Source organism: Streptococcus mitis, assembly GCF_000722755.1.
Lineage (GTDB): Bacteria > Bacillota > Bacilli > Lactobacillales > Streptococcaceae > Streptococcus > Streptococcus mitis_CM.
In genome coordinates this window covers 607,423-627,597 of the sequence record NZ_JPFY01000013.1, presented here as the reverse complement: position 1 = coordinate 627,597, position 20,175 = coordinate 607,423, and the positions used below count along the sequence as shown (strand labels likewise).

The following is a 20,175-nucleotide window of genomic DNA, read 5'->3' as shown; positions in this document are numbered from 1 at the left end:
TATGAAATTGAAAAAAAGAATGATAGCTTTGGGCCTTTTGTTGATTGCAATAAGTGCTTGTTTCTACCTTATTTGTTTAAGTGCCTGTCAGTTAAATAAGGAAAATTCAGTAGATAATTTTAAAATGGCTATCTGGACTAGCGATAAAATAGCTGTATTTAATGATTATGATTTAAATGAGTTCAATGGAAATATAGCTAGAAAAGAAAAATACATCTATTGGGCAGAAAGTTTTTCGGAAGCAGGATCTTATTCAACTGCAAAAACAAAAGATACACCAAATCTGAAAAGATATGTATCTAGAATTAATAAGGAAAATTTAAGTGAAAAATTTAAAGTAGCAGAAGGGAATGATGCATATGCATCCATAACTGATGGAGATTATTTATATGCAACTGCTGTCTTTACAGATAGAATTGAATTTTATAAATATGATAATAATTTAGATGTTGTCACTAATGTTACCGTGAAAAATGATGATCAACTAAATGCCAGTCAACAGTTTGTTATTGTAGATAATTATTTATACTTACTTGTAAGCACACTGGATTTATCAACTCATGTTCCTAATACAGAAATTTGGAAAATGGATAAAGAATTCAACATCGTCGAAAAATATAATCTAGACGAACCATCTGCATATATGAGAATGGTTAATGTAGATGATGTCTTGTATATTGTGGAAGCACTTAGTGGGCGTAATTCTAATGGGGAATATCAGTCAGGAAATAAATTATTGGTTTTTGATTTAAAAAGTCAAAACAAGAATTATATCGATATTCCTGATAAGTATCCAACTAATATTCACTATGATTTAAAAAATAATCAATTGATTATAGAGAATGATGGTTTGAATAATGGCGAATTCTCCTTTACTACTGTCAATTTAGATAATTTAGAAAAAGATATTATTCATCTGGAAGGTTTTAGTACAGAAAATTACACTTCACCTTATTTTACATTTAAAGATAACTTCTATTATTTTTTATTCAATGATTCTCTTGTTAAATATAATATTGCTAATAAAAATCAAACGGTAATTAATCTAGAAAATTATAAGATAAAAGATGCACATTATTTAATTGTTAGATAGTTTATTGATGTTGAAAAGCATAATGATAGTATTTTAAAATTTATTGGCTATCTTTCTGATTCGTCGATTTGCTGTAGCGTGGCTTCTATAAGAGTTGATTATTATAAACAAAAAACAAGTGATGAGTTTAAGTCAAGCGTCAATAAGGTAATGAATAAACGCCTTCTATTATAAATTTTTTACAAAATTTCTCGAATGTTTGTAGATACTGTAAAAAGTGGTTTAGAAAGCCACTTTTTGCTATAATAGAGGCAGTAAAAACGAAGGAGTTGGCTATGGAACACTCGTCTTGGCATGCTTTGATTAAGGCGCAATTACCTGAGGGTTATTTTGGGAAAATCAATCAGTTTATGGAGCAGGTCTATGCTCAGGGGACTATTTATCCACCCAAGGAAAAGGTTTTTCAGTCTCTCTTGACAACACCGCTTGAAGACGTTAAGGTGGTGATTCTAGGGCAAGATCCCTATCACGGGCCAGGTCAAGCGCAGGGCTTGAGTTTTTCTGTTCCTGACTCTATCCCAGCTCCGCCATCCTTGCAAAATATCTTGAAAGAATTAGCAGATGACATCGGAGTTAAGAAATCTCATGATTTAACGTCTTGGGCTGAGCAAGGAGTCTTGCTTCTCAATGCTTGCTTGACGGTTCCTGCTGGGCAGGCCAATGGTCATGCTGGGCAGATATGGGAGCCTTTTACGGATGCTGTGATTCAGGTGGTTAATCATTTAGATAGACCAGTTGTTTTTGTACTCTGGGGAGCTTATGCACGCAAGAAGAAGACCTTGGTTACCAATCCTCATCACCTGGTTATCGAATCAGCCCATCCCAGTCCTTTGTCGGTTTATAGAGGATTTTGGGGTTCCAAGCCTTTTTCCAAGGCCAATGCATTCTTAAAAGAAACAGGACAAGAGCCAATCGATTGGCTTAGATAAGGAGAAAATATGCCTCAGTTAGCGACAATTTGCTACATTGATAACGGGAAAGAACTGCTCATGCTTCATCGCAATAAAAAGCCAAATGATGTCCATGAAGGGAAATGGATTGGTGTGGGTGGTAAGCTGGAGCGTGGTGAGACTCCACAGGAATGTGCAGCGCGTGAAATCCTCGAAGAGACAGGACTGAAAGCCAAGCCAGTTCTAAAAGGTGTTATCACTTTTCCTGAATTTACACCAGATTTAGACTGGTACACCTATGTTTTTAAGGTGACAGAGTTTGAAGGGGACTTGATTGACTGCAATGAGGGAACGCTAGAATGGGTTCCCTATGACGAGGTTTTGAGTAAGCCAACTTGGGAGGGTGACCATACCTTTGTTGAGTGGCTTTTAGAGGACAAACCCTTCTTTTCAGCCAAGTTTGTTTATGATGGGGACAAATTGTTGGATACCCAAGTTGATTTCTATGAATAAAGGAGAAAGCAGATGCTACTAATCAAAAATGGTCGTGTAATGGATCCCAAGTCTGGTTTGGATCAAGTGTGTGATGTCTTGGTTCAAGATGGGAAAATTGTCAAAATTGCGCCTGAGATTAAAGAAGAAGGGGCAGAGGTGCTTGATGCTACTGGTCTTGTAGTTGCGCCTGGTTTGGTTGATATCCATGTTCATTTCCGTGAACCTGGTCAAACACATAAAGAAGATATTCATACCGGTGCCCTAGCAGCCGCTGCAGGTGGTTTTACAACTGTTGTCATGATGGCTAATACTAGCCCAACCATTTCAGACGTGGAGACTTTGCAAGAAGTTCTCCAGTCAGCTACCAAAGAAAAGATTAATGTTAAGACGGTTGCGACCATTACTAAAAACTTTAATGGCCAAGATTTGACAGACTTTCAGGCACTTTTAGAAGCTGGTGCGGTTGGTTTCTCAGACGACGGTATCCCACTTGAAAGTAGTAAAGTTGTCAAGGAAGCCATGGAGGAAGCTAAAAAGCTTAATACCTTCATTAGTCTTCATGAGGAAGATCCAGGTTTGAATGGGATTCTTGGTTTTAATGAAAATATTGCTAAAGAACATTTCCATATCTGTGGTGCAACTGGGGTGGCTGAGTATGCTATGATGGCGCGTGATGTCATGATTGCCTATGCAACCAAGGCTCATGTCCATATTCAGCATTTGTCTAAGGAAGAAAGTGTTAAAGTAGTGGAGTTTGCACAAGGGCTAGGTGCGCAAGTCACAGCAGAAGTAGCGCCACAGCATTTTTCTAAGACCGAAGCGCTCCTTTTGACACAAGGTAGCAATGCCAAGATGAATCCTCCCCTTCGTTTGGAATCAGACCGTCGTGCTGTTATCGAAGGCCTCAAATCAGGCGTTATCACTGTGATAGCGACTGACCACGCGCCTCACCATGCGGATGAAAAAAATGTCGAAGATATTACCAAAGCGCCATCTGGCATGACTGGCTTAGAAACCTCTCTTTCTCTCGGTTTGACTTACTTGGTGGAAGCTGGTGAGTTGAGTTTAATGGAATTGCTTGAAAAGATGACATACAACCCAGCCAAACTTTACAACTTTGAAGCAGGTTACTTGGCTGAGAATGGTCCAGCGGACATCACTATTTTTGATGCTAAGGCTGACCGCCTTGTGGACTCCCATTTTGCTTCAAAAGCAGCTAATTCACCATTCATCGGTGAAACTTTAAAAGGGCAGGTTAAATATACCATCTGTAAGGGACAAATTGTCTATCAAAACTAGGTGGGAGTCTGCTCTGTAAACAAAAAGAATAGAGAGCCTATATGTACCAAACCCATCATTTTAAAGACAAGTTTATCTTATTTTTAAAGATATTTTTCCCTATCCTGATTTATCAATTTGCCAATTATTCTGCCTCCTTTGTTGATACGACTATGACTGGCCAATACAATACCATGGACTTGGCTGGTGTGTCTATGGCAACCAGTATCTGGAACCCCTTCTTTACATTCCTAACAGGGATTGTGTCAGCCCTGGTGCCCATAATTGGTCACCATCTTGGTCGAGGCAAAAAGGAAGAGGTTTCGTCTGATTTTTACCAGTTCATCTATCTGGCCTTGGGCCTATCCGTGCTCTTGCTGGGGATGGTGCTTTTCTTGGCACCACCAATCTTGAATCATATTGGGTTAGAAGCACCAGTGGCGGCAGTAGCGGTTCGCTATCTCTGGTTTTTATCTATCGGAATTATCCCCTTATTGCTTTTTAGTGTCATTCGTTCTTTGCTGGATTCGCTAGGCTTAACCAAACTGTCTATGTACCTCATGCTTTTGTTACTTCCCTTGAATAGTGGATTTAACTATCTCTTGATTTACGGGGCCTTTGGTGTTCCAGAACTGGGAGGTGCTGGTGCTGGTTTAGGAACATCCTTGGCTTATTGGGTTTTGCTTGGAATTTCTGTACTGGTTCTATTTAAACAGGAGAAGCTCAAAGCCCTACATCTTGAGAAACGAATTCCTCTTAATATGGATAAAATCAAGGAAGGAGTTCGCTTAGGTCTTCCTATTGGGGGAACTGTCTTTGCGGAAGTTGCTATCTTTTCCGTGGTTGGCTTGATTATGGCTAAGTTCTCATCCTTGATTATCGCTAGTCACCAGTCAGCTATGAACTTTTCAAGTCTTATGTACGCCTTTCCTATGAGTATCTCATCGGCTATGGCTATTGTTGTTTCCTATGAAGTGGGAGCCAAGCGATTTGATGATACGAAAACCTATATTGGTCTAGGAAGATGGACTGCTCTCATTTTTGCGGCCTTCACCTTATCCTTTCTTTACATTTTTAGGGGAAATGTGGCTAGTCTTTATGGGAACGAGCCAGAATTTATCGATTTGACAGCGCGTTTTTTGACTTACAGCCTTTTCTTCCAGTTAGCAGATACCTTTGCGGCACCGCTTCAGGGAATTTTGCGGGGTTATAAGGATACCGTTATTCCTTTTTACCTTGGTTTGGTTGGTTACTGGGGGGTGACACTCCCAGTAGCTATGGTATTCGACTCTCTAACAGATTTTGGAGCTTATTCTTACTGGATCGGCTTGATTATTAGTCTAATTGTGAGTGGGGTTCTCTACCGTTGGCGTTTAACTGTGATTATGAAGAGATTTGAATCTTTAGCAAAATCTAAATGATAAAAAGTTTGTGAAAAAATATTCTTGATAAGAAAATCCCTTGTTCTCATTGGGTTTTCTTTTTTATTTTGTGAATTTTTCTTTAGAAAAACTTTGACAGTATTTGCCAAAAACGGTAAAATAGTAAGGTAAGAAGAAACTTAGAAAGGCAAGAAGATGTCAACTTTAGATAAAAATCTTTTGCTAGAAATGTTCCGTAAGATGGAAGAAATCCGTCGTATGGACTTAAAAATTGCGCAATTAGTAAAGAAAGGGAAAGTGCCAGGGATGACGCACTTTTCTGTTGGAGAAGAGGCAGCTAACGTGGGGGCTATGTTGGCTCTCAATCCAGATGATCTGATCACCTCAAACCACCGTGGTCACGGACAAGCTATTGCCAAAGGAATTGACCTCAACGGAATGATGGCTGAAATCCTTGGCAAATACACTGGAACCTGTAAAGGTAAAGGTGGATCTATGCATATTGCCGATCTTGATGCTGGTAACCTTGGTGCAAATGGTATCGTAGGTGGTGGTATGGGAATCGCTGTTGGTGCAGCCCTCAGTCAGCAAATGCAACATACTGGTAAAATCGTTGTCTGCTTCTTTGGAGATGGTGCGACCAACGAAGGTGTTTTCCACGAAGCAGTAAATATGGCTTCTATCTGGAAGTTGCCAGTCATTTTCTATTGCATTAACAATGGTTACGGTATCTCTGCGGATATCAAGAAAATGACCAATGTAGAACATATCCATCAACGTAGCGCCGCTTATGGAATTCCTGGAATGTTCATCGAAGACGGTAACAATGTCATCGACGTCTATGAAGGATTTAAGAAAGCTGTTGATCATGTTCGCAGTGGCAATGGTCCAGTCTTGATTGAAAGTGTCACTTATCGCTGGCTCGGTCACTCATCATCTGACCCTGGTAAATATCGTACACGTGAAGAAGTGGAGTTGTGGAAACAAAAAGATCCAATCGAAAACCTCCGCAATTACCTTATTGAAAACACTATTGCAAGTGCCGAAGAATTGGAAGAAATCCAAGCGCAAGTTAAGGAAGCAGTAGAAGCTTCTGTTAAATTTGCAGAGGAAAGTCCATTCCCACCGCTTGAATCAGCATTTGAAGATATTTACGCAGACTAAGGAGAAAGAGATAAAATGGAAACAAAAACAATGTCCTTCCGTGACACCATTATCCTTGCTATGTCTGAGGAAATGCGTCGCGATGAAAATGTGTTCTTGATGGGAGAAGACGTCGGTGTCTTCGGAGGAGACTTCGGTACTTCTGTCGGAATGCTTGAAGAATTTGGTCCAGAACGTGTTCGTGACTGTCCGATTTCTGAAGCTGCCATCTCTGGAGCAGCAGCAGGAGCAGCCATGACAGGACTTCGTCCAATCGTCGATATGACCTTTATGGACTTCTCGGTCATTGCCATGGACAATATCGTAAACCAAGCAGCTAAAACACGCTATATGTTTGGTGGGAAAGGTCAGGTTCCAATGACTGTTCGTTGTGCAGCTGGTAACGGAGTTGGTTCTGCAGCCCAGCATTCACAATCTCTAGAGTCTTGGTTCACTCATATCCCAGGACTTAAGGTTGTAGCACCAGGTACGCCTGCGGACATGAAAGGACTGCTTAAGTCTTCTATCCGTGATAACAACCCTGTTATTATCCTTGAGTACAAGTCAGAATTTAACCAAAAGGGGGAAGTACCAGTTGATCCAGACTATACGATTCCACTTGGAGTTGGGGAAATCAAACGTGAAGGTACGGATGTAACAGTTGTTACTTATGGAAAAATGCTTCGCCGTGTGGTTCAAGCAGCTGAAGAATTAGCAGAAGAAGGAATTTCTGTTGAGATTGTTGACCCACGCACCCTTGTTCCGCTTGATAAGGAGATCATCATTAACTCAGTTAAGAAGACTGGTAAAGTTGTTCTGGTTAACGATGCCCATAAAACAAGCGGCTATATCGGAGAGATTTCAGCTATTATTTCAGAATCTGAAGCATTTGACTATCTAGATGCACCAATTCGTCGTTGTGCAGGAGAAGATGTGCCGATGCCTTACGCGCAAAACCTAGAAAATGCAATGATTCCAACAGTTGAAAGCATCAATGATGCCATCCGAAAAACTTATAATAAAGAATAAGTTTACATAAAACAAGTTATGTAAAAAATAAAGCTGACGAGAAACTTTGTATCTTTTAGGTGCAAAGCTCTTCGTCATTAATATCTTAGATTAGAGCACGGGCTAAAAGCTCGGAAAAAAGATAAATCTCCTTGGCTTCATCGAAGCCATCGTCGATTTCCTATTTTTCAGTCGCTTTTAACGCCCTTTGTATCATTTAATTGAATTCGGACGGAGGTCTTCGAAAAAAAGATAGATTTCCTTGTGTTCATCGAACACATCGTCAATCTCCTATTTTTTCATTGCCCTCTTCGTCCTTAATATCTTAGTATAGAATTGGAGAGGTCATGGCTGATGACAAGCTAAGAGCGACTCCTGCAGCTAGAAAGTTGGCGGATGATCTAGGGATCAACCTCTACGACATTTCTGGCTCAGGTGTAAACGGTCGTGTCCACAAAGAAGACGTGGAAACTTATAAAGACACAAACGTGGTTCGCATTTCGCCACTTGCAAAACGAATTGCCCTCGAACATAACATTGCTTGGCAGGAAATCCAAGGAACCGGTCATCGTGGTAAAATCATGAAGAAGGATGTTTTGGCCCTGCTTCCTGAAAATATCGAAAACGATAGCATCAAGTCTCCTGCTCAGATTGAAAAAGTGGAAGAAGTCCCTGATAACGTAACACCATACGGTGAAATCGAGCGTATTCCAATGACACCAATGCGTAAGGTTATTGCCCAACGCATGGTTGAATCTTACCTAACTGCGCCAACCTTCACGCTCAACTATGAAGTTGATATGACTGAAATGTTGGCTCTTCGTAAGAAGGTGCTTGAACCAATCATGGAAGCAACTGGGAAGAAGACTACTGTAACAGACCTTCTTTCACTTGCAGTTGTTAAGACTCTTATGAAACACCCATACATCAACGCTTCATTGACAGAAGATGGCAAGACCATTATCACTCACAACTATGTCAATCTTGCGATGGCAGTTGGGATGGATAATGGACTGATGACACCTGTTGTGTACAATGCGGAGAAGATGAGTCTTTCAGAACTGGTTGTAGCCTTCAAGGATGTGATTGGCCGTACCTTGGATGGCAAATTGGCTCCAAGTGAACTTCAAAATTCAACATTCACAATCAGTAACTTGGGAATGTTTGGCGTTCAGTCCTTTGGTCCTATCATTAACCAACCAAACTCAGCTATCCTTGGTGTCAGTTCGACAATTGAGAAGCCAGTTGTCGTCAATGGTGAAATTGTGATTCGCCCTATCATGAGCCTAGGATTAACCATTGACCACCGTGTCGTAGATGGTATGGCTGGTGCTAAGTTTATGAAGGACTTGAAAGAATTGATTGAAAATCCAATCTCAATGTTGATTTAAGAGCAAGAGTATTCATTTTTAAGATATAGATAAAGGAAGGAAGACATGGCCTTAGAAGTAATTATGCCAAAAGCCGGCGTGGATATGACAGAAGGACAAATCGTCCAATGGAATAAAAAAGTCGGAGAATTTGTAAAAGAAGGAGAAATCCTTTTGGAAATCATGACTGATAAAGTCAGCATGGAATTGGAAGCCGAAGAAGATGGGTACTTGATTGCTATCCTTAAAGGGGACGGTGAAACAGTCCCTGTAACGGAAGTTATCGGTTACATTGGCGAAGAAGGAGAAAATATCCCAACAGCTGGAGCCGTAGCGCCAGAAGCTAGCCCAGCACCTGCAGCAAGTGCCTCAAACGATGATGGTAAGAGCGATGATGCTTTTGATATCGTTGTGATTGGTGGAGGTCCTGCTGGTTATGTTGCAGCCATTAAAGCTGCCCAACTCGGTGGTAAGGTTGCCCTTGTTGAGAAATCTGAACTCGGCGGAACCTGCTTGAACCGTGGATGTATCCCAACTAAAACATACCTTCACAACGCTGAAATCATCGAAAACATCGGTCACGCAGCAAACCGTGGTATCGTCATCGAAAATCCAAACTTCACTGTAGATATGGACAAACTCCTTGAAACCAAGTCTAAAGTTGTTAATACTCTTGTTGGTGGTGTTGCAGGACTTCTTCGTAGCTACGGAGTTACTGTGCATAAGGGTATCGGTACTATTACTAAAGACAAGAATGTCTTGGTAAATGGTTCTGAATTGCTTGAAACCAAGAAAATCATCCTTGCTGGTGGTTCAAAAGTCAGCAAGATCAACGTCCCTGGTATGGAATCTTCACTTGTGATGACCAGTGATGACATTCTCGAAATGAACGAAGTTCCAGAAAGTCTTGTTATCATCGGTGGTGGAGTTGTCGGTATCGAACTTGGTCAGGCCTTCATGACATTTGGCTCAAAAGTGACTGTCATCGAAATGATGGACCGTATCGTCCCAGCTATGGATGCAGAAGTGTCTAAGAACCTTCGCTTGATCCTTGAGCGTAAAGGAATGACCATCTTAACTGGTACTAAACTGCAAGAAATCATCGAGGAAAATGGTCAACTTCGTATCAAGGTTGAAGGAAAAGACGATATCATTGCAAATAAAGCTCTTCTTTCAATCGGTCGTGTGCCGGATCTTGAAGGTATTGGCGATGTTGAGTTTGAATTGGATCGTGGTCGTATCAAGGTCAACGAATACATGGAAACTTCTGTTCCAGGTATTTACGCACCAGGTGACATCAACGGTACGAAGATGTTGGCTCACGCAGCTTTCCGTATGGGTGAAGTTGCTGCTGAAAATGCCCTTAAAGGAAATCATGCTGTTGCCAAGTTGAATTTGACTCCTGCAGCTATCTACACTCTCCCTGAAGTTGCAGCAGTAGGTTTGACAGAAGAACAAGCTCGTGAGAAGTACGATATTGCCATCGGTAAGTTCAACTTTGCTGCTAACGGTCGTGCTATTGCATCGGATGCAGCTCAAGGTTTTGTTAAAGTCATCGCTGATAAGAAATACGGGGAAATCCTTGGTGTTCATATCATCGGTCCTGCAGCTGCAGAATTGATTAACGAGGCATCAAGCATTATCGAAATGGAAATTACTGTTGAAGAAATGCTGAAGACTATCCACGGTCACCCTACCTACTCTGAAGTGATGTACGAAGCATTTGCGGATGTTTTAGGAATGGCCATCCATTCACCTAAGAAAAAATAAAAGAAAGATAGAATAGACTGGAAAATATCTTTCCAGTCTCTATCGTATAAGAAGGTATCTCATGAAATACATTATCAATCATTCAAACGACACCGCTTTTAATATCGCCTTGGAAGAATATGCCTTTAAACACCTTTTGGATGAGGATCAAATCTTCCTACTTTGGATTAACAAGCCATCTATCATTGTTGGTCGTCACCAGAATACCATCGAAGAAATCAACCGTGATTATGTTCGAGAAAATGGTATTGAGGTGGTCCGCCGTATTAGCGGTGGTGGAGCTGTTTACCACGATTTAAATAACCTCAACTACACGATCATTTCAAAAGAAGATGAAAACAAGGCTTTTGACTTTAAGAGCTTCTCAACTCCAGTTATCAATACTTTGGCTCAACTTGGGGTTAAAGCTGAGTTCACAGGTCGTAACGACTTAGAAATCGACGGTAAGAAATTCTGTGGTAATGCCCAAGCCTATATCAATGGCCGTATCATGCACCATGGTTGCTTGCTCTTTGACGTTGATTTGTCAGTCCTTGCTAATGCCCTCAAGGTTTCAAAAGATAAATTTGAATCAAAAGGTGTGAAATCTGTTCGTGCTCGTGTGACCAATATTATCAATGAATTACCAGAAAAAATCACAGTCGAAGAATTCCGTGATTTACTCTTGGAATACATGAAAAAAGAGTACCCAGAGATGACTGAATACGTTTTTTCTGAGGAAGAATTGGCTGAAATTAACCGTATCAAAGATACTAAGTTTGGTACTTGGGACTGGAACTATGGTAAATCACCTGAATTTAACATCCGTCGTGGAACAAAATTCACTAGTGGTAAGGTGGAAGTCTTTGCTAATGTTCTCGAATCAAAAATCCAAGACATTAAGATTTACGGTGACTTCTTTGGTATTGAAGACGTTGCTGCAGTAGAAGATGTCCTTCGTGGAGTGAAATACGAACGCGAAGATGTCCTTAAGGCGCTAGAAACCATTGATATCACACGCTACTTCGCTGGTATTAGCCGTGAAGAAATCGCTGAAGCGGTAGTTGGATAAAACAAAAAGAAGTTGGTTGTAGGACCAGCTTCTTTTTTTGATATGTATTTACATAATTTAAAATACGTAAAATTATAAACTATCTAGAGCATTCTTTTGTTCATCATTAACGATATGGGTGTAGAGGTCAGTGACTTGTGTGCTGGCATGTCCTAGCTGGTGACTGACTAAAACTTGCGATTTAGTGGCATCATAGAGCCTGGTTGCTAGGGTATGTCGTAGTTTATGGGGTGTTACACGGACTTTGAAGTCCTCAGAGTACTTAGCAACCATTTTCTCAACGCTGGAAGCATCGATACGATTGGGAACACCTCTGTAGAGAGTCAAAAAAAGGGCTGTATCTGTTTTTTCTGTCTTATAGCGTTGATTTCGAATAGCAAGATAATTCTCTAAATAAGGCTTAGCAAAAGCAGCGACATTGACCGAGTCACGTTTGCCACCTTTTCGAGTGACATCGATAACCATCATTTTGAGATTGAGATCCCTTATATCCAGATTAACAGCTTCAGATAAGCGGACGCCAGACGCCAAGAGAAGGGCAATGATAGCCAAATCACGTTCTTTATTTTTATTAAATGAAGATAGGGCACGATTTGAAAGTTGTTGTGGATACTCTTGATCAATATAAGTAAGAAAACCTTCTGTTTCATCACCAAGAAAGAGTTTTTGCTTGATGTTTTCAGCTCTGGCAGCAAGTGTTTCTTTCTTTTTCTTTGTTGAAACTTTCTTCATTACATTACGATAGAAATAAGGTTCCCCCTGATCGTTTTCAACCTCCTCGGCCAGATACTTATAAAGACTAGAAAGTGCTGACAAAGTCCGATTGATGGTTGTCTGAGAAACTCCTTGCTTGGTTGTATTAGCATTCAGCAAAGGACGTTCACGTAAGTAAAGGATAAAGGATTCCATGTCTTTCTTAGACATATTTTCCAAGACAGATAAAGAAATATTAGATATTTTATCGGCGTTTGAGATACCAGACTCTAAAACCCAGCTGAAAAATCGATCATATTCCTTGAGGTATTCGTACAAGGTTGTAAAACTATAGGGGACAGCAAGCTTAGATTGGTAGTATTCCAGAACATACCAGGGCATGATTTGTTTTAGTTTGTCGATTCGTTCCAGTAAAATCTCGCGTTTCATGTATTTTCTCCATAAATAAGTCTACTAGTAGTATAGCATAGACTTATATATTTTTCAAGAAAATTGTAGTTTTTCGGAAAGATGTTATAGAGGACACAGATGCAAAGAAAACTATATAACCATACGAAAAATTCTTCTTTATATATCATCATACTTGACTAACATATTAGGTATTTTTGTTTCAAGACTTTTGCGGACTTTTCCTTGTATTGCAGTGTCCATTTGGCTGTTAATACTTGTTATTGTTGCTTTAGTATCTCTTGCAATTGTTTTCGATTTTTGGTCAAATCTTTCTTTTATTTGATTTTTAGCGGTCTTTGCCAATTGGCATTGTGCCAGAATACGATTTCTTTCCATCATGCGATACATTTGTTTTAGAGCGTATTGGTATTCTTCATCAGTATAGTACTCATTCATTGGTGCTTGCATAATTTCTCCTTAGTTTTTGATATTCTTCATCTAAGATATTTTTTCTTTGTCGAAATTCTTTATCTATTTTTTCTTTTTCTTCTTCCAGTTTTATTTCATTAGTTCTATAGACTTGGTTAGAATGATATCTCAAATTTTCTATGTCTGTGAAGTACTCTCTAACACAATCAGCTGGTGATGAAAACTTTCTTAATACTAGGCACATTTTATCAGCTTCTTCGTTCATGATCCTTTCCAATCTTACAGAACGTTCCTCTAATTCTAGTGTCTTTTTCTCTAACTTTTTCTTTTCCAGATAGTATTGTTCTTCGAGGTTAAGAATTTCCCTCTCTTTTTGTCTAATGGCATCCCATTTTACATCTCTGCTTTCCATTGTCTGAACTCCTTAGCAAATTGTGTGTCTGTTGCCACTGTTTTTTCGATGACTTCCTGTAATTGTTTATCTAACTGTTCAAATGCTTGGGCGGGAGCATTCATCTTAGCGACTATTTGATCCGTTTCTGCCTGAAAAGTATCGATAAACTGTGCTTGAGTGATACCTTGGCTAGCAAAAAGAATTTCAACTTCATAGGGAGCCAAGGCTGTGTAGCTTGTAAAATCGATTTTTGACCAAATTTCTTGTAATTCTTGGTTAGCAATCTTGGCTAAGGCGCTCACTTCATCAGCTCCAGTTCTTGCTGCTGTAGCCATAGATGATGATAAGATAGAACCTTGAGCTGCATCTAAGTATATTTCCTCAGAGCTACTAATGCCACCTGATGACCATTTTGACTTCAAGTCCTTGTAATGAGCCATTCCTCGGAGACTGTTGGCATAAGCCCGATAAACACCACTAATTAAGGGTTTTCCACCTTTAGCATCTATAACTTGACCAGTTACAGGATCAAACTCCCAGTCACCAATTTTGTGACTTGTCCCATCAAGCCAATGAATCGTGTTAGGCATAGAATTTGTAATATCAATCGGACTGGTGTACCTTTCTGGGTGATTAGAGTCATTCCAACGTACTACATCATCATGTTTTCTACGGTAATCTATAAACATAGCAGGATTATTTTCGATAAATTCTTTTTCTTCCAGTGTGAGTGCACCGTATTTAAACCAAGCATTGAAGGTAGTCGTAGGGATGTGGTATTTAGCCCCTACTTTCAGCATGTAGGATCCTTGTGAATAACCGGATAGTTGACTAACTTCATATCTGGAATCTTCCATAATTTCTTTTACGAATTGGTCAGCAACCTTATATTGTGGAGATAAATAAGTTTGTCTAGCAACTATAGCACTATAGACATCGCGTGTAAAAGGACCTTGTTTATTCACCGGACTATCAGGGTCCGTTCCAGCAGCAATCACGGCTACATTTTTATAATCTGGTTCGCCATTGACAATTGGTGCAACTGCCAGCCCATCAAAACCTGTTTCAGTGTCAGACTTAGTGGCAACAACACGGAATTCTTGTCCGTCAGAGGTGGTTATGGTGTTGGTTTTTTCTAAATCATCAGGAGATGTATTTTCAATGAGATTTGAATTGACATAAGTCCTACCGTTACGCTTAGCGAACTCAAGATTTACACTATATACAGCATAATCTTGATTCAAATTGTTTAACTGCTCATCTGTATAGGAAAATGTCATCATTGTTCTCCTGTGCTATTATCTGAATATGTAACAATTACTTTTAAGTCAGTCACGCCTTTGTAATTGTTAAGGAATTGCCTTTTCTCATTGGTCAATGATCCTTGATAATTCTTTTTATCATTAAGTCCATGACCTATCCTATAGTTAGTTTTTCTTTCATCATTAAATTTGATTTCTACATCACAAGACCATGAACCTGGAGGGTTTGTGTAGTTTGGATTGGAAATCTTAATCTCCTTAATCCCTTGGTAGGAATTCTTTAAGGAATTTACCAAACTGACTTCGTACTCTCTATTTCGACGTTCCTCTTGAGACTTCCCTAACATACTAAACATAAAAACACCTCCTGCTGTGATGGTTGCGAGTGATACAACGATTAGCAGCCTTTTATGACTTTTTTTATTGCTGGAATTATTCATTTAAGCTTTTCTCCTTTTTCTTATTATACTATAAGATTAGTCTATATTACACTATAATAAGAAAAAGTTGTTTTACATCTGTCAGTCTTAGTAGGACTCTCTTGATCCGTCCCTGCAGCAATCACAGCTACATTTTTATAATTTGGTTCGCCGTTGACCATAGGAGCTACCGCCAAAACATCAAAACCTGTTCCTAGGTCAAACTTAGTGACAACGACACGGAATTCTTGACCATCAGAAGTGGTTATGGTGTTGGTTTCATCCGAAAATAACTTATCATCTGTTTTGGATACAACCTTCTTTTCAACTTCCCTTTCAGCATACTCAGAATTTACACTATAAACATTTTTCCCTTGATTTAATTCATTAAGTTGTTTATCAGTATAACTATACACCATTAATATTCTCCTTCTGAACCGTCTGAATAAACAACTTTTGTGAGTTTATTTGTCTTTCCCAAGTGACTATTCAAAAAATCTCGATCCTCTTTTCTGTTCTCTCTCTCTAAAGATATGTCAGAAATACGTTTATCTTTTTTCGAATAATTAATTTTATATTTTATACTTTTCTCATTAAAAAATAGTTCAACTACGCAAGTCCAACTTCCTGGTGGGTTTGTGTAGTTAGCATTAGAAAAACTAATTTTTTCAATACCCTCATAACTATCTTTTAAGGTTTCAACCAAACTAACTTCATATTCTCTATTTCGACGCTCTTCTTGGGATTTCCCTAACATAGAAAACATAAAAACACCTCCTGCTGTGATAATTGCGATTGACAAAAATATTAGTAACCTTTTATGACTTTTTTTGATGCCAGAATTACTCATTTAAGCTTTTCTCCTTTTTCTTATTATACTATAAGAAAGATTAGTCTATATTACACTATAATAAGGAAAAGTTATTTCAGATTTATCAATCTCAGTAGGGCTCCAAGGATCTGTTCCTGCAGCAATCACGGCTATACTTTTATAATCCGGTTTGCCATTGGCTATAGGAGCTACCGCCAAACCATCAAAACCTGTTCCTGAGTCAGACTTAGTGGCGACAACACGGAATTCTTGACTATCGGATATTATGGTGTTTGTTTCACCTTTATTTTTAGGCGAAGGAGTAACAATTTTGTAACCCTTTCGCTTGGCATATTCTGGATTGGAACTATAAACATTTTTCCCTTGATTTAATTCATTAAGTTGTTTATCTGTATAAGTGAAAACCACTACTGTTCTCCTTTTTCGTTATCCGAATAATATATAGTAACTAAAGATGTTGTTTTCCCTTTATGAGAATTCAATATTTCCCACTGGTCATTTATTTCTTTATTTGTTTTTCCATTAACAAAACCATTATAATTTTCAACTTCATTTAAAGAGTGGCCTACACGATATTCTATTTTTACTTTATCTGAAAATAGAATATTTACATCACAAGACCAGTCGCCCGGAGGGGTTGTATATTCTGGATTGGAAATTTTAATCTCCTCAATCCCTTCATAGGAATTCTTTAAAGCATTCACCAAACTAACTTCATATTCTCTATTTCGACGCTCTTCTTGGGATTTCCCAAACATGCTAAACATAAAAACACCTCCTGCTGTGATGATTGCGAGTGACACAACGATTAATATCCATTTATGACTTTTTTTAATGCTGGAATTATTCATTTAAGTTGTTCTCCTTTTTCTTATTATACTATACGATTAGCCTATATTACACTATAATAAGAAAAAGTTATTTTACATCTGTCAATCATAGTAGGACTCCCAGGGTCGGTTCCAGCAGCAATCACGGCTACATTTTTATAATCTGGTTCGCCGTTGACAACCGGCGCAACTGCCAGTCCATCAAAACCTGTTTCAATGTCAGACTTAGTCGCAATGACACGGAATTCTTGACCATCGGAGGTAGTTATAGTGTTGGTTTCATAGCTAGCTAATTCAGAATCGGGTTTATTAACAACAAGCTTTTTATATTTTCGTCTAGCAAACTCTGAATTCACACTGTAAACCCCATTATCTCTATTTAAATTATTAAGCTGTTTATCTGTATAATTAAATGTCATTATTGCTCTCCTTCGTCGTTATCAGAATAAGTTACCCTGATTTTCGAAGTGGTTTTACCCTTGTTTTCATTCAAAAATTGTCTATCTTTTATTCTTCCTTCCCATTCCAACGAAGCATCAGTTATTTCCTCAGTGTCTAAAGAATATCCAATCCCATACTTAATTTTTCTTTCATCTTTGAACTTGATTTCTACATCACAAGACCATGACCCTGGTGGGTTTGTATAATCAGGATTCATAATCTTGATCTCTTCTATCCCGTCATAAGAATTTTTTAAAGCATTTACCAAACTAACTTCGTACTCTCTATTCCGACGTTCTTCTTGAGATTTCCCTAACATGCTAAACATAAAAACACCTCCTGCTGTGATGATTGCGAGTAACAAAACGATTAGTAACCTTTTATGACTCTTTTTATTGCTGGAATTGTTCATTTAAGCTTTTCTCCTTTTTATTATACTATAAGAAAGATTAGTCTATATTACACTATAATAAGAAAAAGTTATTTTACATCTGTCAATCATAGTAGGACTCCCAGGATCGGTTCCAGCAGCAATCACGGCTACATTTTTATAATCTGGTTTGCCGTTCACAATAGGTGAAACCGCCAGTCCATCAAAATCTGTTTCAATGTCAGACTTAGTGGCGACACCACGGAATTCTTGATTATCGGAGGTGGTTATGGTGTTAATTTCACCTTGTTTTAACTCGTTATCTGATTTAGCAGTAACAATATTTGTTCGATTTTCTTTACGTTGTACGAACTAAGTATTAACACTGTAAACATTCGGACCTTGATTAAATTTATTAAGTTGTTTATCTGTATACATGTATTTATTCATCATAGGTCCCCTTCTGAACCATTCGAATATTTAACTTTAACTTTTGACTTAGTAGAACCTCGTCTAGAATTTAGAAAATGTTGAAATTCTTCATCTTCGTTATTATATACACCGATCCTAATTTTATTCGAGTTTATATCAAAAGCTAAAACATGTTCCTTAGATGTTCCATCAAAAAATTTTAGTTTCACATCAGCCCCCCAAGCCTCTGAAGGAATTGAGCTGTACGAGGGGTTCGTAATTGTTATCTCCTCAATCCCTTCATATGAATTCTTTAAAGCATTCACCAAACTAACTTCATACTCTCTATTCCGACGCTCTTCTTGGGATCTCCCTAACATAGAAAACATAAAAACACCTCCTGCTGTGATGATTGCGAGTGACACAACGATTAGAAGCCATTTATGACTTTTTTTGATGCCAGTATTACTCATTTAAGCTTTCCTCCTTTTCTCATTATACTATAACCTAGAATAATTTAATCATTTTTTATAATATATTATAATATTTCTAACAAGAAAAAACCGACCTCATTGCTGAGAATCGGTTTTCTAGTGTATTTAATTAAGAAATTCGTTTTAACATAACATAAATTATGTAAAAACTTCTACAATAACAAATCTTTGACTTTCCCAATTTCACTTTTTGGAATAACTAGGTGAATCATATCTCCGAGATACATTCTGGTTGAGCCGTTAACGGTTTGGCTCTTGCCATTATGGACTTGGGTGGTGATGAGTACGTTATGTGGTAAGTTGAGTTCGTGAACTTGTTTTCCTGCTATTTTATCTGAAACAGGGATTTCAATGAGAGTGACTTCTCCTTCATCTGTCGCTTCTTCAGGCAGCATTTTTTCCAACATAGCTTCATAGACTGGTGCACCCTTGAGTAGATCCATGATGATGTAGGCGACTAGGGTTACTAAGCCAAGTGGCATGAGATTACGAATATCTCCTACCATCTCAGTCACAAGTATCATAGCAGTTAAGGGAGCCTTGGATATTGCTCCAAAATAACCACTCATTCCTAGAATGACAAATATAGGGAATTGCTCTTGACTGACAAGTCCAAGATTGACACAAATGACACCAACTAGGGCACCAAGCAAGGAACCAAGTGCCAAAATTGGTAGGAAAATTCCTCCTGGAAGGCCACTTCCATAACTAATCATGCTCCAAACAAAGCGAATCAAAAAGTAAACTAATAGAACTTGGAAAGTAAAATCTTGCTCAGTTAAGGAAAGAACCAGCTGATTTCCACCACCAAGGATTTGGGGTAAGAAGATTCCGACTGGTATGATGAGGATGAAGGCAAGAATCGGATAATAAGCTCTATCCAAACGGATTTTTTGACCAATCCAATCATAAACTTTACCAACATTGAGTACAGATTTCTCATAGAGAAAACCGGAAAGCCCGAGAAAAATTCCCATGAGGAGATATATCCAATACTGATCTAGGGTCATGAGTGGGATGTTGTCTGGCATATCCAGTACGGGGGTTAGGCCAAATATGAGCAGTGAGATAAAGTTTGCTACGAGACTAGCTGCGAGAGTAGATACCCAGAAAAAGCGTGAAAAATGGTGATAAACTTCTTCTACCACAAAGAGAAGTCCTGCAATCGGTGCATTAAAGGCTGCAGCTAGACCAGCGGCAGCTCCACTAGCAATCAAGGAGCGTTCCTCTACTGGACTGGATTTGAGCCATTTGGCAATTCCTTTACCACCGACTGCTCCTAGTTGAATACTTGGTCCTTCACGCCCCAGCATAAGGCCACTAGCAATAGCCAAAATTCCTAGAATATATTTTTTCCAAAGTACGCCCCACCAGTTGAGGGTCATGAGTCCCTTTAATTCGGCTTCGACTTGAGGAATTCCTGAACCTTTGATGTCTTTTTCTGACCGAGTTAATTTCACACTGAGCCAGCAGATGAGTAAGTAAAATAAAACCAGTGCAAAAAGATTGCGCACTAGGTGCGCTTGATCTTGATAAAGTCCTTGTATCAGGTGGAAGCCTTTTTCGATTAAGAAACGAAAGGATCCAACGATAATTCCAACGACAAGACCGACGATGATTCCTCGTCCAACTTGGGATAATATAGTACTTGAGGCAAAGGCAAATTCTTTCTTGGAGCTGAGTGTTTCTGACTGTTCCTCCATAATCAT

23 protein-coding genes are annotated in these 20,175 nt (G+C 38.9%); 10 read left to right on the top strand and 13 right to left on the bottom strand.

Going from position 1 to position 20,175, the window contains the following annotated elements; genetic code table 11:
- Nucleotide 1: 1 nt before the first annotated feature.
- The 10 genes from SK578_RS06285 to SK578_RS06240 all read left to right on the top strand — a co-directional run bounded on the left by SK578_RS06285 (nucleotide 2) and on the right by SK578_RS06240 (nucleotide 11,480).
- Nucleotides 2-1,093, top strand: a complete 1,092-nt coding sequence (locus SK578_RS06285; protein WP_235228651.1) for a hypothetical protein — start codon at nucleotides 2-4, stop codon at nucleotides 1,091-1,093.
- A 275-nt stretch (nucleotides 1,094-1,368) separates the two neighbouring features.
- Nucleotides 1,369-2,022, top strand: a complete 654-nt coding sequence (locus SK578_RS06280) for a uracil-DNA glycosylase (RefSeq protein ID WP_042751210.1) — start codon at nucleotides 1,369-1,371, stop codon at nucleotides 2,020-2,022.
- Between the two features lie 9 nt (nucleotides 2,023-2,031).
- Nucleotides 2,032-2,496 carry an NUDIX hydrolase gene (locus SK578_RS06275; RefSeq protein ID WP_001135768.1) on the top strand — a complete coding sequence of 155 codons (465 nt, stop codon included), beginning with the start codon at nucleotides 2,032-2,034 and terminating at the stop codon, nucleotides 2,494-2,496.
- Between the two features lie 12 nt (nucleotides 2,497-2,508).
- The gene (locus SK578_RS06270; RefSeq protein ID WP_042751209.1) at nucleotides 2,509-3,777 is read left to right on the top strand and encodes a dihydroorotase; all 1,269 of its coding nucleotides are present in this window, start codon (nucleotides 2,509-2,511) and stop codon (nucleotides 3,775-3,777) included.
- A gap of 41 nt (nucleotides 3,778-3,818) precedes the next feature.
- On the top strand, nucleotides 3,819-5,177 hold the full coding sequence (gene pdrM / locus SK578_RS06265) for a sodium-coupled multidrug efflux MATE transporter PdrM (protein WP_042751208.1): 1,359 nt from the start codon (nucleotides 3,819-3,821) through the stop codon (nucleotides 5,175-5,177).
- A 156-nt stretch (nucleotides 5,178-5,333) separates the two neighbouring features.
- A complete protein-coding gene (locus tag SK578_RS06260) occupies nucleotides 5,334-6,302 on the top strand; it encodes a thiamine pyrophosphate-dependent dehydrogenase E1 component subunit alpha (RefSeq protein WP_004260317.1) in 969 nt (322 codons plus the stop codon).
- Nucleotides 6,303-6,317: 15 nt separating this feature from the next.
- Nucleotides 6,318-7,310 carry an alpha-ketoacid dehydrogenase subunit beta gene (locus SK578_RS06255; protein ID WP_042751207.1) on the top strand — a complete coding sequence of 331 codons (993 nt, stop codon included), beginning with the start codon at nucleotides 6,318-6,320 and terminating at the stop codon, nucleotides 7,308-7,310.
- 326 nt (nucleotides 7,311-7,636) lie between these two features.
- Nucleotides 7,637-8,680, top strand: coding sequence for a dihydrolipoamide acetyltransferase (locus tag SK578_RS06250; protein WP_042751206.1), 1,044 nt, complete (start codon nucleotides 7,637-7,639; stop codon nucleotides 8,678-8,680).
- Between the two features lie 45 nt (nucleotides 8,681-8,725).
- On the top strand, nucleotides 8,726-10,429 hold the full coding sequence (gene lpdA / locus SK578_RS06245; RefSeq protein WP_042751205.1) for a dihydrolipoyl dehydrogenase: 1,704 nt from the start codon (nucleotides 8,726-8,728) through the stop codon (nucleotides 10,427-10,429).
- Between the two features lie 61 nt (nucleotides 10,430-10,490).
- Nucleotides 10,491-11,480, top strand: a complete 990-nt coding sequence (locus tag SK578_RS06240; RefSeq protein ID WP_042751204.1) for a lipoate--protein ligase — start codon at nucleotides 10,491-10,493, stop codon at nucleotides 11,478-11,480.
- 72 nt (nucleotides 11,481-11,552) lie between these two features.
- On the opposite strand, the gene xerS is transcribed toward SK578_RS06240, so the two are convergent.
- The 13 genes from xerS to SK578_RS06175 all read right to left on the bottom strand — a co-directional run bounded on the left by xerS (nucleotide 11,553) and on the right by SK578_RS06175 (nucleotide 20,169).
- Nucleotides 11,553-12,623: a tyrosine recombinase XerS gene (gene xerS, locus SK578_RS06235; RefSeq protein WP_042751203.1), complete on the bottom strand. Its 1,071-nt coding sequence runs from the start codon at nucleotides 12,621-12,623 to the stop codon at nucleotides 11,553-11,555.
- Between the two features lie 138 nt (nucleotides 12,624-12,761).
- The gene (locus tag SK578_RS06230; protein WP_042751202.1) at nucleotides 12,762-13,052 is read right to left on the bottom strand and encodes a hypothetical protein; all 291 of its coding nucleotides are present in this window, start codon (nucleotides 13,050-13,052) and stop codon (nucleotides 12,762-12,764) included.
- Complete coding sequence (locus SK578_RS06225; RefSeq protein WP_042751201.1) at nucleotides 13,033-13,425, bottom strand: hypothetical protein; 393 nt, start codon at nucleotides 13,423-13,425, stop codon at nucleotides 13,033-13,035. Before SK578_RS06225 ends, SK578_RS06230 begins: the two co-directional genes overlap by 20 nt.
- Nucleotides 13,407-14,687, bottom strand: a complete 1,281-nt coding sequence (locus tag SK578_RS06220) for a hypothetical protein (protein ID WP_042751200.1) — start codon at nucleotides 14,685-14,687, stop codon at nucleotides 13,407-13,409. Before SK578_RS06220 ends, SK578_RS06225 begins: the two co-directional genes overlap by 19 nt.
- Nucleotides 14,687-15,109 carry a hypothetical protein gene (locus tag SK578_RS06215; protein WP_042751199.1) on the bottom strand — a complete coding sequence of 141 codons (423 nt, stop codon included), beginning with the start codon at nucleotides 15,107-15,109 and terminating at the stop codon, nucleotides 14,687-14,689. Before SK578_RS06215 ends, SK578_RS06220 begins: the two co-directional genes overlap by 1 nt.
- Nucleotides 15,110-15,150: 41 nt before the next feature.
- The gene (locus SK578_RS06210) at nucleotides 15,151-15,507 is read right to left on the bottom strand and encodes a hypothetical protein (protein ID WP_042751198.1); all 357 of its coding nucleotides are present in this window, start codon (nucleotides 15,505-15,507) and stop codon (nucleotides 15,151-15,153) included.
- Entirely contained in the window at nucleotides 15,507-15,938 is a 432-nt protein-coding gene (locus SK578_RS06205; protein WP_042751197.1) for a hypothetical protein, read from the bottom strand. The genes SK578_RS06210 and SK578_RS06205 overlap by 1 nt, the downstream gene beginning before the upstream one ends.
- Nucleotides 15,939-15,983: 45 nt before the next feature.
- Entirely contained in the window at nucleotides 15,984-16,328 is a 345-nt protein-coding gene (locus tag SK578_RS06200) for a hypothetical protein (RefSeq protein WP_042751196.1), read from the bottom strand.
- On the bottom strand, nucleotides 16,328-16,771 hold the full coding sequence (locus tag SK578_RS06195) for a hypothetical protein (RefSeq protein WP_042751195.1): 444 nt from the start codon (nucleotides 16,769-16,771) through the stop codon (nucleotides 16,328-16,330). The genes SK578_RS06200 and SK578_RS06195 overlap by 1 nt, the downstream gene beginning before the upstream one ends.
- A 41-nt stretch (nucleotides 16,772-16,812) precedes the next feature.
- Nucleotides 16,813-17,169 (bottom strand): hypothetical protein, encoded by a 357-nt coding sequence (locus SK578_RS06190; protein WP_042751194.1) that lies wholly within the window; start codon nucleotides 17,167-17,169, stop codon nucleotides 16,813-16,815.
- Nucleotides 17,169-17,603, bottom strand: a complete 435-nt coding sequence (locus tag SK578_RS06185; protein WP_042751193.1) for a hypothetical protein — start codon at nucleotides 17,601-17,603, stop codon at nucleotides 17,169-17,171. Before SK578_RS06185 ends, SK578_RS06190 begins: the two co-directional genes overlap by 1 nt.
- A 407-nt stretch (nucleotides 17,604-18,010) precedes the next feature.
- Nucleotides 18,011-18,445 (bottom strand): hypothetical protein, encoded by a 435-nt coding sequence (locus SK578_RS06180; protein ID WP_080709983.1) that lies wholly within the window; start codon nucleotides 18,443-18,445, stop codon nucleotides 18,011-18,013.
- Between the two features lie 173 nt (nucleotides 18,446-18,618).
- Nucleotides 18,619-20,169: a ClC family H(+)/Cl(-) exchange transporter gene (locus SK578_RS06175; RefSeq protein ID WP_042751192.1), complete on the bottom strand. Its 1,551-nt coding sequence runs from the start codon at nucleotides 20,167-20,169 to the stop codon at nucleotides 18,619-18,621.
- Between the last annotated feature and the right edge of the window lie 6 nt (nucleotides 20,170-20,175).